Below are 13,413 nucleotides of genomic sequence, written 5' to 3'. Positions count from 1 at the left end.
AACAGGACGATCCATCCTCTATTGATAAAACGAGGTTGCTGAATGACAGAAAAACGCAAGGGTGAGGGTGATAAGCTGCTCTACTGCTCTTTTTGCGGCAAAAGCCAGCATGAAGTGCGCAAGCTGATCGCTGGCCCTTCCGTCTACATATGTGATGAGTGTGTCGAGCTGTGCAACGACATCATCCGCGAAGAGATCCGCGAGATCTCTCCCAAGCGCGATGGTAGCGAGCTGCCGACCCCTCATGAAATCCGTGCTCACCTGGATGACTATGTGATCGGGCAGGAATATGCCAAGAAGGTGTTGGCCGTCGCCGTCTACAACCACTACAAGCGTCTGCGCAACAGCAGCGAAGCCGGTGGTGTGGAGCTGGGCAAGTCCAACATTCTGCTGATTGGCCCGACCGGTAGCGGCAAGACCCTGCTGGCCGAGACACTCGCTCGTCTGCTGGATGTGCCCTTCACCATGGCCGACGCCACCACCCTGACCGAAGCCGGTTATGTGGGCGAAGACGTGGAGAACATCATCCAGAAGCTGCTGCAAAAGTGTGACTACGACGTAGAGAAGGCCCAGCGTGGCATCGTCTACATCGACGAGATCGACAAGATCTCCCGCAAGTCAGACAACCCCTCCATCACCCGCGACGTGTCCGGGGAAGGGGTGCAGCAGGCCCTGCTCAAGCTGATCGAAGGCACTATTGCTTCCGTCCCGCCGCAAGGTGGACGCAAGCACCCGCAGCAGGAGTTCTTGCAGGTCGATACCTCCAAGATCCTCTTCATCTGTGGTGGCGCCTTTGCCGGTCTGGACAAGGTCATCGAGCAGCGTTCCGTCAAGGGCACCGGCATAGGGTTTGGCGCTGACGTCAAATCCAAGAATGCCAGAGCGACCCTGAGCGAGAACTTCGCCAAGGTGGAGCCGGAAGATCTGATCAAATACGGTCTGATCCCCGAGTTCATCGGTCGTCTGCCCGTGGTCGCGACCCTGACCGAACTGGACGAGGCTGCCCTCATCCAGATCCTGAAAGAGCCGAAAAACGCGCTGACCAAGCAATATGCCGCGTTGTTCGATCTGGAAGGGGTGGAGCTGGAGTTCCGTGACGACGCCTTGAACGCCATTGCGCGCAAGGCGATGGAGCGGAAAACCGGTGCCCGTGGTCTGAGATCCATAGTGGAAGCCGTGCTGCTCGATACCATGTATGACCTGCCTTCTCTGGATGGCGTCAGCAAGGTGGTGATCGACGAGACGGTGATCAAAGGGGACTCCGCGCCCTTGATGATCTACGAAAATCCCGAGACCCAGGCCGCTGCATCAGAGTAACAGTCTGATTTTTAATCAAATGAAAGGGGCTTTTTGCCCCTTTCATGCTTTTTACGGTTTCGGCGATTGAATCTCATCTCTGCGCCCCCATATACTCAGCCAAGCGCTTTGCCAACGGTATAACAAGCCGAGAGGACATATATGAACCTAGAGCGTTCAGAACGCATCGAGATTCCCGTCCTGCCTCTTCGTGACGTGGTGGTTTACCCCCACATGGTCATTCCACTCTTTGTGGGGCGGGAAAAATCCATTCGCTGTCTGGAAGCGGCCATGGAGCAGGACAAGAAAGTTCTGCTGGTGGCCCAGAAGGACGCATCAACCGATGAGCCGACGGTCGAGGAGATCTTCTCCGTCGGGACAGTGGCCAATATTCTGCAGATGCTCAAGCTGCCGGATGGCACCGTCAAGGTGCTGGTGGAGGGTGGCCAGCGTGCCCGTCTTGAGCGGATGATCGATGACAAGGACTTCTTCGTCGGTGAGGCGCAGTACATCGCCTCCACTGCCATCGACGAGAAGGACCAGGATGTGCTGGTGCGCTCCGCCATCGGTCAGTTTGAAGGCTATATCAAGCTCAACAAGAAGATCCCGCCCGAGGTACTGACCTCGATTTCGGCGATCGACGACGCTGCGCGTCTGGCCGATACCATGGCCGCGCACATGCCGCTCAAGCTCGAAGACAAGCAGAAGGTGCTGGAAATCGCCTCTGTGTCCGAGCGCATCGAGTTTCTGATGGCGATGATGGAGTCGGAGATTGACCTGCTGCAGGTCGAGAAACGCATCCGCACTCGCGTCAAGAAGCAGATGGAGAAGAGCCAGCGTGAGTACTACCTCAACGAGCAGATGAAGGCCATCCAGAAAGAGCTGGGTGAGCTGGAAGACAGCCCGGATGAATTCGAAGCCCTCAATCGCAAGATTGAAGAGGCGGGGATGCCGGAGGAGGCCCGTGACAAGGCCCAGGCCGAGCTCTCCAAGCTGAAGATGATGTCTCCCATGTCTGCCGAAGCCACCGTAGTGCGCAGCTACGTCGACTGGATGGTGCAGGTGCCGTGGAAGGCGCGTTCCAAGGTCAAGAAAGACCTTGGCAAGGCGCAAGAGGTGCTGGACGCGGATCACTTTGGCCTGGAGAAGGTCAAGGATCGCATCCTCGAGTATCTGGCGGTGCAGGCGCGGGTGAACAAGCTCAAGGGCCCCATCCTCTGTCTGGTCGGGCCTCCCGGTGTGGGCAAGACCTCGCTGGGCCAGTCCATCGCCAAGGCGACCGGTCGCAAGTACGTGCGCATGGCGCTCGGCGGCGTGCGTGACGAGGCGGAGATCCGCGGTCACCGTCGTACCTATATCGGTTCCATGCCCGGCAAGCTGATCCAGAAGATGGCGAAGGTTGGCGTGAAGAACCCGCTGTTCCTGCTCGATGAAATCGACAAGATGAGCTCGGACATGCGCGGCGATCCCGCTTCCGCCTTGCTGGAAGTGCTGGATCCGGAACAGAACAACAGCTTCAACGATCACTACCTGGAAGTGGATTATGACCTGTCGGACGTGATGTTCGTGGCCACCTCCAACTCCATGAACATCCCGGGTCCGCTGCTGGACCGGATGGAAGTGATCCGTCTCTCCGGTTACACCGAAGACGAGAAGCTCAACATTGCCAAGCAGCATCTGGTTGCCAAGCAGATCCAGCGCAACGGCCTGAAAGAGTCCGAGATCACCATCGAAGATTCTGCCCTGGTCGGGGTGATCCGCTACTACACCCGCGAGGCGGGGGTGCGGAATCTGGAGCGCGAGATCTCCAAGATTTGTCGCAAGGCGGTCAAGCGCATCCTGCTGGACAAGAGCATCAAGCATGTTCAGGTCAATCAGGCCAACCTCAAGGAGTTCCTCGGGGTACAGCGTTTCGATTACGGCAAGGCCACCGACCAGAACCAGGTGGGTCAGGTATGTGGTCTGGCGTGGACCGAAGTGGGGGGCGATCTGCTCACCATCGAGACCACCAACATGCCGGGCAAGGGCAAGCTCACCTACACCGGTTCGCTCGGTGACGTGATGCAGGAGTCCATCCAGGCCGCCATGACGGTGGTGCGGGCCCGTGCCGAGAAGCTGCGCATCAATGCGGACTTCTACGAGAAGCGCGATATCCACGTGCACGTGCCGGAAGGGGCGACCCCGAAAGACGGTCCGAGCGCCGGTATCGCCATGTGTACCGCCCTGGTCTCCAGCTTGACCGGCAATCCGGTCCGTGCTGATGTGGCCATGACGGGGGAAATCACCTTGCGCGGCGAAGTCTTGCCCATCGGCGGTCTCAAAGAGAAGCTGCTGGCGGCGCATCGCGGTGGCATCAAGCGTGTGCTGATCCCGAAAGAGAACGAGCGGGACCTCGAGGAGATCCCGGACAACGTCAAACAAGACCTTGAAATCTATCCGGTTCGCTGGATTGACGAGGTGCTGGAACTGGCGTTGCAGGACAATCCGCAGGGGTTTGAGCGCGTTTCTGTCGTGTAAATGTTGATGCGCCGCAAATTTGGCGCATTCGGGGGGTGGTTAAGGCTTGCATGCGCCGGGTAACGGAAGTAGCCTTGACCACCGATCGGGTACTCATGATGAGTCGCAATGCGTGATGTGGCGCGGGTTTGCGCTAGATTGTCACTTGCAACTGATCAGGAGGCTTGCTATAAAACCTCCACTTGTTGTGGCCAGGGAAATCGGCGCCGCAGCGATGTTCGATAAAAGGGGAATATAAGAGTGAATAAATCTCAACTGATTGACAAGATTGCAGACGGTGCTGATATCTCCAAAGCCGCTGCTGGCCGTGCGCTGGATGCTTTCATTGACGCCGTTGGTGAAGCCCTGAAAGAGGGTGACCAGGTTGCTCTGGTGGGTTTCGGTACTTTCGCCGTGCGCGAGCGTGCTGCCCGTTCTGGCCGTAACCCGCAAACTGGCGCGACCATCGAAATCGCCGCTGGTAAAGTTCCTGCCTTCAAAGCCGGTAAGGCCCTGAAAGACGCTGTCAACTAAGTCCGGGCGCTGATATCACATCGGCCACCGTCCTTGGTCGCAGACCAGACAAGTGAGAGGGCTCTCCCTCATACTGATTGACCAAGGCGCATCGCAATCGGTGCGCCTTTTCATTATTTACGCCCATCGAGTTCGGGAGCATAAGTACAAACATGATGTTGGATAAACTACGCGAAGGGGCGCAGGGCAAGGTAGCCAAGGTTATCTTGGGCCTGATCATCCTCTCCTTTGCCTTGGCCGGTGTAGGTAGCTACCTCAATGGCCCGGCACGTACCGCCCCCGCCACCGTCAACGGCAATGAGATCAGCTCGGCTGCGCTGGAAAATGCCTATCGCAACGAGCGGGCCCGCATGGAATCCCAAATGGGGGAGTCTTTCAGCCAGTTGGCCGCCAATCCCGATTACATGAAGCAGTTCCGCCGCGGTGTGCTGGACCGGCTGATCGATCAGGCCCTGTTTGACAGCAAGGCCCGCGAGCTGGGTCTGCGCGTCAGCGATGAGCAGATCAAGCAGGCCATCGTCGCCATGCCGGAGTTTGCCGAAGATGGCAAATTCAACAATGACCGCTACCTGCAGCTGATTCGTCGTGCCGGCATGACCCCCGAGATGTTCCGTGACTCTCTGCGCCAGGACATGGTGCGTCAGCAGCTGATGGGCGCCTTGCTGGGCTCCGAATTTGCACTCAAGGGTGAAGCCGAGCAGCTCGACCGGATCTACAACCAGACCCGGGATCTGCGCCTGGTGCGTCTGGCTGCCGCCGCCTACATGGGGGATGTTCAAGTCTCCGATGAGGAAGTGGATCAATACTACAAGACCAACAGCGCCCGTTTCATGAACGACGAGAAGGTCAAGGTCGACTATCTGCTGCTGGATGCCGCCACCCTCGGCAAGGATATCAAGGTCACCGAGCAGGATGCCCAGGATTACTACGATCAGCACCAGGACCTGTTCCAGCGTGCCGAGCGTCGTCACGTGGCGCATATCCTGATCCCGTTTGGCAAGGACGAGAAGGCGGCCGAGCAGAAGGCTGACGCCCTGCTGGCACAGGCCAAGGGGGGCGATGATTTTGCCGTGCTGGCCAAGGCCAACTCCTCCGACACCTTCTCCGCCAAGAAGGGTGGTGAGCTCGACTGGTTCGAGAAAGGGGTGATGGATCCGGCGTTCGAGAAGGCGGCCTTCGCGCTGGCCAAGGCGGGCGATCTCTCCACCGTGGTGAAGAGCCCGTTCGGCTTCCACGTCATCAAGCTGCTGGGCGTTGAAGCTGCCCAGACCAAGCCGTTTGCCGATGTGAAAGCAGAGACCATCAGCCGTCTGCAAGCTGACAAGGCCAAGGAGCTGTTCTTTGCCGAGCAGCAGAAGATGGCTGACAGCAGCTTCGAGAACCCGGATTCGCTGGATTTGACCGCCGATGCCATGGGTCTGAAGGTCATCTCCTCTGACTACTTCAGTCAGGCCGATGCGCCGGCACCGCTCAATGATCCCAAGGCGCTGTCCACAGCCTTCTCCGAGCAACTGCGCGATGACAACACCAACTCCGACGTGATCGAGCTGGCGGATGGCAAGGCCCTGGTCATGCACATCACCGGCCATCAACCGAAAGCGGCCAAACCGCTGGCGGAGATCAAGGAGCAGGTGATTGCTGCCATCAAGCACGACAAGGCCAGTGAAGTGGCCCGTGGCAAGGCGCAGGGTCTGCTGGACAAGCTGAAGGCCGGTGAGAACATCCAGGCCGATCTGACTGCACTGGGTCTGAAGGTGGAGACGCACAAGGGCGTTGCCCGCTTCACTCAGGAGATGGATCAGAACCTGTTGGCCCAGGCGTTCCGCATGCCTCATCCGCAGGATGGAAAGCCGAGCGTCGAGCTGGTGACCGAAGCCAATGGCGATCGCGTTGTGGTGGCCCTGGACAAGGTCAACGTGACCAAGGAGCCGTCCCAGATGGTCAGCCTGCTGCAAGGTCAGCTTGGCCAGGGCAAGGCTCAGGTGAGCTACAAGTCGCTGATCGACGAGCTGCGCAAAGCTGCCAAGATCGAGTACTTCACCGATGTGGAAGCCACAGTCGAATAAACCCGACCGGTTGCAACCCATTGAAAACGGCCCCGTGATGGGGCCGTTTTTTTATCTGCAGGAGTGGTGCTGAGGTCGTTATCCTGGCTGCGTTGGCTGCGTTGGCTGCGTTGGCTGCGTTGGCTGCGTTGCAGCGCAGAGCAAGGTTGATCGTCAGCAGGGGACTATCCCGGCCATAAAAAAACCGGCAATCGCTTGCCGGTTTTTTCTATTCAATCGCCTGGCTGGCGAGGCTTATACCACGCCCTGAGTGCGCAGGTAATCCTCGTAGGTACCGCCGAAGTCGCGGATGCCGTTCTCGGTCAGCTCCATGATGCGGGTCGCCAGGGACGACACGAACTCACGGTCGTGGGAGACGAAGATCAGGGTCCCCTGATACATCTCCAGCGCCAGGTTCAAGGATTCGATGGATTCCATGTCCAGGTGGTTGGTCGGCTCATCCATGATCAGGATGTTGGGACGCTGCATCATCAGCTTGCCGAACAGCATGCGACCCTGCTCGCCACCGGAGAGTACCTTGACCGGCTTCTTGATGTCGTCCTGGGTGAACAGCAGACGACCGAGCACAGAGCGCACCGCCTGCTCGTCTTCGTTGGCCTGTTTCCACTGGGCCATCCAGTCGAACACGTTGAGATCGGTGTCGAAGTCCTCGGCGTGATCCTGGGCGTAGTAGCCGATCTGGGCGTTTTCGGACCACTTGATGGTGCCGCTGTCCGGTGCCAGCTCGCCCATGAGGGTCTTGATCAGGGTGGATTTACCGATACCGTTGGTACCCAGAATGGCGACCTTCTCGCCCACTTCCAGCATCATGCTCAGGCCCTTGAACAGGGGCGCTTCACCGTAGCCCTTGGCAACGCCTTCCACTTCCAGGATGTTGCGGTAGAGCTTCTTCTCCTGCTCGAAGCGGATGAAGGGGTTCTGACGGCTGGAGACCTTCACTTCCTCGATCTTGATCTTGTCGATCTGCTTGAGGCGGGAGGTGGCCTGGCTCGACTTGGAGGCGTTGGCGCTGAAACGGGAGACGAAGGATTGCAGATCGGCGATCTGGGCCTTCTTCTTGGCGTTGTCGGAGATCAGACGCTCGCGGGCCTGGGTGGCCGCCGTCATGTAGTCGTCGTAGTTGCCCGGGTAGACGCGCAGCTCGCCGTAGTCCAGATCCGCCATGTGGGTGCAGACGGAGTTCAGGAAGTGACGGTCGTGAGAGATGATGATCATGGTACTTTCACGATCGTTCAGCACCTGCTCCAGCCAGCGAATGGTGTTGATGTCCAGGTTGTTGGTCGGTTCGTCCAGCAGCAGGATGTCGGGATTGGAGAACAGCGCCTGTGCCAGCAGCACCCGCAGCTTCCAGCCCGGTGCCACTTCGCTCATGGGGCCGTTGTGCAGCTCGATGGGAATGCCGGCACCCAGCAGCAGCTCGCCTGCGCGGGCCTCGGCGGTGTAACCGTCATACTCGGCGACCAGGCCTTCCAGCTCGGCGGCCTTCATGTAGTCGTCGTCGGTGGCTTCCAGGTTGGCGTAGATGGCATCGCGCTCGGCGATGGCGGCCCACAGCTCGTTGTGGCCCATCATGACCACGTCCAGCACGCGCATCTCTTCGTAGGCGAACTGATCCTGGCGCAGCTTACCGATGCGCTCATTGACGTCCAGGCTCACATTACCGCCAGTGGGCTCAAGGTCGCCACCGAGGATCTTCATGAAGGTGGACTTGCCACAGCCGTTGGCGCCAATCAGGCCATAGCGGTTGCCGCCGCCAAACTTGACGTTGATGTTCTCGAACAGCGGCTTGGCGCCGAATTGCATGGTGATATTGTTGCTGCTTAACATAGGGTTTAAATAAAATCCTTAATTATCAATGCATTATTGCACTGGTTAGAAACTTTGGGGCGCTATTGGGGCAAATGCCCATTTTTTTGCATTGCACTCCAGATCAAGTCGGCCTCACTGCGGCTGGCGGATTCGATCCATTTTCCATAGACCTCTTGCAACATCCTTGCTGAGCTGTGGCCCATTTGTTCAGCTATGAACGCAAGATTTCCGTGAGCAGTAATATTCCAACTGGCAAAAGTATGCCGAAGTTGATAGGCACGACGATACCGAACCCCTGACTTTTTGATTGCTGCTCGCCATGGAGCCACCAGGAAAACTGCGGAGTAAAACGGTGGTCTACCTGGTACAAGCTTGGTTGGACGAAATACTGGGCGCAATGTTTGGCGCACGATCATGCCACCTGGCAAGTGCATGTCAATCTTTGCGTCCGAAAGTGCCCCAGTTATCTTCAATTGTTCCTGTAATGCGGCCAGCGCCGGCGGCATCAGATGCACTATTCGTGTGCGATTGGTCTTCGGCAGTTTGAATTGCATCTTCTGCTGAGTGATGTTGCGCCGGATGTGGAGCACGCGCCGCTCTACATCGACATCCTCCCAGCTTAGAGCGCGTAACTCACCGGGGCGGATACCGGTATAGGCCAGCACCAGCAGCATGTTCCTGAATTGCTTATTAGAGGTCACCTCCAGCAGCTTTTGAAACTCCCAGTGCTCAAAAGGGTCTGCGCTCTTTCCTGCACTTAACTTTGCAGCATGGACGCGGACATCAAATTCTCTTTCGATAAGCTCATTTCTGGCTGCCCAGTGCAGTAAGTTCCCCACATGCCCTAGGTAGGTTTTGACTGATCTTGGTTGGCAATCACTGAGCAAGTCGTTGCGCAGTCTCTCGATATGCATAGGCAACAAGTCGGCGATACGCATTTCTTGGCCAAGCAGGAGGGTCATTCTGCGAAAGGCGCTGAGGTATGAGCGTTTGGTCGAGATACCGACTGTCGGGCCTACGCTCTCGATGAACGCTGTGATGGCTTCAGACAGGGTCATCCTGGTGGTATTTTTCACACCTAGGCGTATGAAGGACTTGGAGTTGGGGAAGTGCTTGGCATAGTCGAAATTGCCCAGTGCGATCTCGTGTTTAATCGCAGCAAGTTTGTTTGCTGCGAATTTGACGTTAGCCTTGGTCAGGGGGATATTGAGGACTTCACGGCAGCGGTGGCCCTTGTAGCTGAAACACAGTCGCAGTTTGTTGCCGTGCACCTCTATCCCAGTCAGTCCTGCTACCAGGGTGATCAGGTTATCTACTGCGTTGACTCTACCCACTTGTCGTACTCCTCAATGCTGTAGCGAACCTGTCCGTCAGGGCCATATTTCCAGATCACTCCCTCTGCCCATTCACCTTTAAGGCGACGGCCCTCGGCAGCCTTTTCTGTCATTCCTGTGAGTGCTTCGAATAGGCGCGGTCTTATCCATCGAGCGCAGGGGTAGATGTAGTTGTGTCGCATGTGGTCCTCGATTTAAGCATCTCCGCGAGCCGGTAACGCCCGCGGGTGTTGTAGTAGAAGGTTTGAACTTGTTTGCGTGAGTGTGACGCTTGGTCAAGGCGGAACTCTCCAAACTCCGGAGTTTTCAACTTGTGCAGGTTGGCGAGCCGGCCGATAGCTTGTGCGCTGACCCCCAGCTCGGTGGCGCTCCAGAGCTGGCCGGCAATCCGGGGCGCTTCGATAGGCAGATCGAAGTGAGCCAGGATGCGGCCGATCTCGGCGAGCTTGGCCGATCGGGAAAGGGTGGGGGAGCGTACGGTGCTGACCAGATCATTGAGCAGCTGGCTGTCTTGGTCGATGGTTAGTTGCAGTTGTTGCATGGCGTGGCCCTCCTGTTCTTGAGGATGGGGCGCCAATTGGATTGAAGGAAGGGCCGTCATTTGAGCTCCTGGAAATTTGGGAACTCAAAGCTGGTTCTCTAGCTATGCCCTCCAGCCGCGGTACCCGATATAACCAGGATCCCGCACTCGCCGAAATGGTAGGACAGGGAGATGGGCAATCAGGATCTTTAGCTGGGGGTTATCTGGCTGGCTGTCGATAGTGACTTTGGCTCCGGGGTTGATGCGCATGTATCGTTCCCGTACATCTGTAGCTTCTTCTCGGGTCAACCCAGGTGGGATGATGGGCTTTCTGTAGCGCATGGCTCACCTCCGAAGCCTTTGGTGGCTCTGTGTTTGCAGGAAGTGAATCTTGCAGGCCGCGGCTTCGGCGGTTTGCCGATCGCATATCGTGCCTCCTGGGAGGACGAACATGTCGGGCTGCTTGGGGTGAGGCATGACGACGCCAAACCCAATAACTACTGCACCGCAGTAGGGGCTTTCTGTCTTTTGCATGAGAGTCCTATGAGTTATCCACTGTTTCTGTGTGGCTGTAGTGGTCAACTAAATCCGGACACACAGTTAAGCCGATTCTCGGCCTCTGCTGGCGGTATCCCATCATTGTGTTGATGTGGACGCCGCCAGTTATAGTAATCCATCAGGTAGGAACTGATATCCCGCTTCGCTTCCCGCAGGCTCATGTACCCCGTGGTCGGAAGCCATTCCGTCTTAAGGCTCCTGAACAGCCGCTCCATCGGCGCGTTATCCCAGCAGTTGCCACGCCGACTCATGCTCTGGGTCATGCGATAGCGCCACAGCCGTTGCCGAAATACCCGACTGCCGTATTGGCTCCCCTGGTCGGAGTGAAACAGCACACCGGACGGACAACCTCGTTGCTGATACGCCATCTCGAGCGCTTTCACGGCCAAGTCAGCATCAGGTCTGTCAGACATTGACCAGCTCACGACCCGCCGGGTATGGAGGTCGAGCACCACCGCCAAGTATTGCCAGCGACCGCCGGCCCACACGTAAGTGATATCGCCACACCACACCTGATTGGGCTGTGGGACAGCAAATTCACGCACCAGCAGATTCGGGATGTCCGGTCGTTCAGCCCGGGCGACCTTGTAGGCATGAGAGCCGGGTTGCTTGGAGGTCAGCCCGGCTTCCTTCATCAGACGACGCACCTTGAACCGGCCAATCTGATGCCCCAGCTCCCGCATCATCGACATCAAGGCCCGGCTGCCAGCTGAGCCTCTGCTCTCGTTGAACAGGCGCCGCAACTCACTTCTTTGTTGCACCCGCTCACGGTCAATTGTGCGCCTGCGAGCCAGATAGTCGTAAAAACAGGCGGTTGGGATACCGAAAGCGCAACAGACCAGCGTGGTGGGGGCTTGCTCCCTTAATCGGTCTATCAGCGCGTACGTTCGAGCTCGTCCGCCATCAAGAGAGCCGTAGCCTTTTTTAAAATGGCCTTTTCACGTTCAAGCCGGTTGATGCGGGCTTCCAGCTCCTGGATTTTCTGCTGCTCTGGGGTCAGAGCCTTGCTGATAGGGGTTGTGCCAATTCGTTCGGATTGAAGTTGCTGAATCCATCGGCGAAGCACGGTTTCGCCGACATCCAGTGAACGGCTGGCTTCGGGGACGGAATAGCCTTGGTCGAGCACCAGGGATGCGGCTTCCAGCTTGAACTCGGCAGTGAATGAGCGACGTAATCTTGTCATTGAACACCTCTGGTCATGGTGGCGACTGTACCACCTAAAACGGTGTCCGGGATGATTAGACCACTACAGGCTATCGGTGGATTGTTTGGGGGGATCAGGCTACAACGCTGATGGGCTCTGCTCCGGCAAGTAGCAGGGTTGATTCACTGGGGTTGAGAGTAGTGGTAATGGGTTGGTCTTCGGTTGCTGAAAATAAAAAAACCGGCACGAGGGCCGGGGTTAAGTGGAATGGTCAGCAATTAATGACAGTGCAAATCATAGGCTTCTGGGGGTTATGCCCACTTTGAGCGAATCTTTGATTCAAAGATATCTAGCATTGCTAGGTGTCGAGCCACCTCGACAAACATGGCTTCTGGGGTAATGTCATTGAGTAGCAACTTGAAGCAAGCAACGGTATTGGCACGCTCTTGCCACTGTTCGCTGCATTCGACTTGATATAATGCTTCATAAGCTGCTTGATGCTGTATATCTCCCTTCAAGTCACAGGCATAGTAGTTGATGGCAAAACGATGTCCTTCACGACCATCGAGAAACAACACCACATCAGAGTCACTTACCCAGTGTTTAAAGCCGAATCGTAAAGCGGGGTAACCACTCCAAGTGTGAATTTTTGTACCGACATCAAGTTCTTGTTCGCTGAAGTGTTGTTCCAGATAACGTACACATTGAGCTTGCAGATCCTTGACCACACTGTTCTTCAGATCCTGTATCTGCTGAATCTCGTTGAGATGGGAGAGAACAAAATTCGTGGTAGGCGTTGGGATATCGGATACGGCCATCAATGACTCCAGATGCAATAGAAACTCGCGCAGTAGGATAAGCCACTTGTTAAACGGGGTGGTTACGAAGGCTTGTCCTAGCTTGGGAGATAGGCGGTTTAGAAAATCGTGGTAGGCAACACCATACCAACCGATGGGTGATTTGCCTGAGGGAGATAGCACCAATAGCAGCTTCCGTTTGTCTCTGTAGTGCTTCGCAAGAAACGCCTCATAGTCGGAAAATGGGTTATTTTGGTGATGCCATATCTTGTTCTCAAGTGCCATGACCCATTCTTCAGATTCGAGCAGCAGGTCCAGCCTGCTGTTGGTATGGGTCGTGACCTCCCGTTGGGGTTCATTGATCAGTGATGCCGATAATTGCGCCCCTTCAGGTAGGCATTCCAGCAGGGTTTCAAGCATTAGGCTATCTAGATTGTGATCCGCATTCGGGCATAAGAAAAAGGCGAGCAGGTCACTGATTGGATTTTCATAGTGTCCTCTAGCCCCAATGGAAAAGAGATTAGGTTCTCGTTTAACGGGGGCAGGCACCATGCTAAGTTCGTCAAGCAACGAACGAAGGCGTTCTAATTTCATGGCTACTGTGTAAAAAATGAATGGGTGGCGTTAATGTAACCCTCATCATTAATGAATACGAGAGAACCATCTTCGCACAAGCATCGCTATCCGGTACCAAGTTGGTTGTCTTGTCCTAAATTTCCTCAAGTAGGGTATAGGGCTACGGCGGTTGTGGGTTCGATAACAACCAGCTGGACTTGAACGCTGTTGCTTTTGGCTTGTTTGGTCATGTTGGGTTCTTGTTTAAAACAAAGCCCGCTGCTTAGCGGGCTGATATAGAGGG

Annotated in this window: 9 protein-coding genes; 4 read left to right on the top strand and 5 right to left on the bottom strand. The window is 56.4% G+C overall.

Annotation, left to right across the window (positions count from 1 at the left end; all coding sequences use genetic code 11):
- The first annotated feature begins 42 nt into the window (after positions 1-42).
- The 4 genes from clpX to ppiD all read left to right on the top strand — a co-directional run bounded on the left by clpX (position 43) and on the right by ppiD (position 6,392).
- Positions 43-1,317, top strand: a complete 1,275-nt coding sequence (gene clpX / locus AACQ95_RS06085; RefSeq protein WP_042037414.1) for an ATP-dependent protease ATP-binding subunit ClpX — start codon at positions 43-45, stop codon at positions 1,315-1,317.
- 141 nt (positions 1,318-1,458) lie between these two features.
- Positions 1,459-3,813, top strand: a complete 2,355-nt coding sequence (gene lon, locus AACQ95_RS06080; RefSeq protein WP_043136319.1) for an endopeptidase La — start codon at positions 1,459-1,461, stop codon at positions 3,811-3,813.
- Positions 3,814-4,053: 240 nt separating this feature from the next.
- On the top strand, positions 4,054-4,326 hold the full coding sequence (gene hupB / locus AACQ95_RS06075) for a nucleoid-associated protein HU-beta (RefSeq protein WP_005315375.1): 273 nt from the start codon (positions 4,054-4,056) through the stop codon (positions 4,324-4,326).
- A 152-nt stretch (positions 4,327-4,478) separates the two neighbouring features.
- A complete protein-coding gene (ppiD, locus tag AACQ95_RS06070) occupies positions 4,479-6,392 on the top strand; it encodes a peptidylprolyl isomerase (RefSeq protein WP_043136317.1) in 1,914 nt (637 codons plus the stop codon).
- A 234-nt stretch (positions 6,393-6,626) separates the two neighbouring features.
- Here the strand turns inward: ppiD and AACQ95_RS06065 are convergent, their stop codons facing one another.
- The 5 genes from AACQ95_RS06065 to AACQ95_RS06045 all read right to left on the bottom strand — a co-directional run bounded on the left by AACQ95_RS06065 (position 6,627) and on the right by AACQ95_RS06045 (position 13,148).
- Positions 6,627-8,219 (bottom strand): ABC-F family ATPase, encoded by a 1,593-nt coding sequence (locus AACQ95_RS06065; protein ID WP_043555498.1) that lies wholly within the window; start codon positions 8,217-8,219, stop codon positions 6,627-6,629.
- 62 nt (positions 8,220-8,281) lie between these two features.
- Entirely contained in the window at positions 8,282-9,535 is a 1,254-nt protein-coding gene (locus tag AACQ95_RS06060) for an Arm DNA-binding domain-containing protein (protein ID WP_241278058.1), read from the bottom strand.
- 142 nt (positions 9,536-9,677) lie between these two features.
- On the bottom strand, positions 9,678-10,076 hold the full coding sequence (locus AACQ95_RS06055) for a hypothetical protein (RefSeq protein WP_241278057.1): 399 nt from the start codon (positions 10,074-10,076) through the stop codon (positions 9,678-9,680).
- 557 nt (positions 10,077-10,633) lie between these two features.
- Positions 10,634-11,796, bottom strand: a protein-coding gene (locus tag AACQ95_RS06050) for an IS3 family transposase (RefSeq protein WP_241278056.1) whose coding sequence is annotated in 2 segments (ribosomal slippage) — positions 10,634-11,541 and positions 11,541-11,796 — 1,164 coding nt in all. Because the reading frame shifts where the segments join, the coding sequence is not laid out codon by codon here.
- A 272-nt stretch (positions 11,797-12,068) separates the two neighbouring features.
- The gene (locus AACQ95_RS06045) at positions 12,069-13,148 is read right to left on the bottom strand and encodes a PDDEXK-like family protein (RefSeq protein WP_241278055.1); all 1,080 of its coding nucleotides are present in this window, start codon (positions 13,146-13,148) and stop codon (positions 12,069-12,071) included.
- Positions 13,149-13,413: the final 265 nt, after the last annotated feature.

Source organism: Aeromonas sp. MR19, assembly GCF_963899305.1.
GTDB classification, from domain to species: domain Bacteria; phylum Pseudomonadota; class Gammaproteobacteria; order Enterobacterales; family Aeromonadaceae; genus Aeromonas; species Aeromonas bestiarum.
Note: the sequence above shows the minus strand (reverse complement) of the source record. Positions and strands in the feature narration are given on the sequence as shown.

What these genes read in the sequence shown, in the direction of transcription:
- AACQ95_RS06065 (WP_043555498.1), bottom strand. Translation starts at nt 8,219, where the DNA reads ATGTTAAGCAGCAACAATATCACCATGCAATTCGGCGCCAAGCCGCTG.
- ppiD (WP_043136317.1), top strand. Translation starts at nt 4,479, where the DNA reads ATGATGTTGGATAAACTACGCGAAGGGGCGCAGGGCAAGGTAGCCAAG.
- AACQ95_RS06045 (WP_241278055.1), bottom strand. Translation starts at nt 13,148, where the DNA reads ATGAAATTAGAACGCCTTCGTTCGTTGCTTGACGAACTTAGCATGGTG.
- AACQ95_RS06055 (WP_241278057.1), bottom strand. Translation starts at nt 10,076, where the DNA reads ATGCAACAACTGCAACTAACCATCGACCAAGACAGCCAGCTGCTCAAT.
- clpX (WP_042037414.1), top strand. Translation starts at nt 43, where the DNA reads ATGACAGAAAAACGCAAGGGTGAGGGTGATAAGCTGCTCTACTGCTCT.
- lon (WP_043136319.1), top strand. Translation starts at nt 1,459, where the DNA reads ATGAACCTAGAGCGTTCAGAACGCATCGAGATTCCCGTCCTGCCTCTT.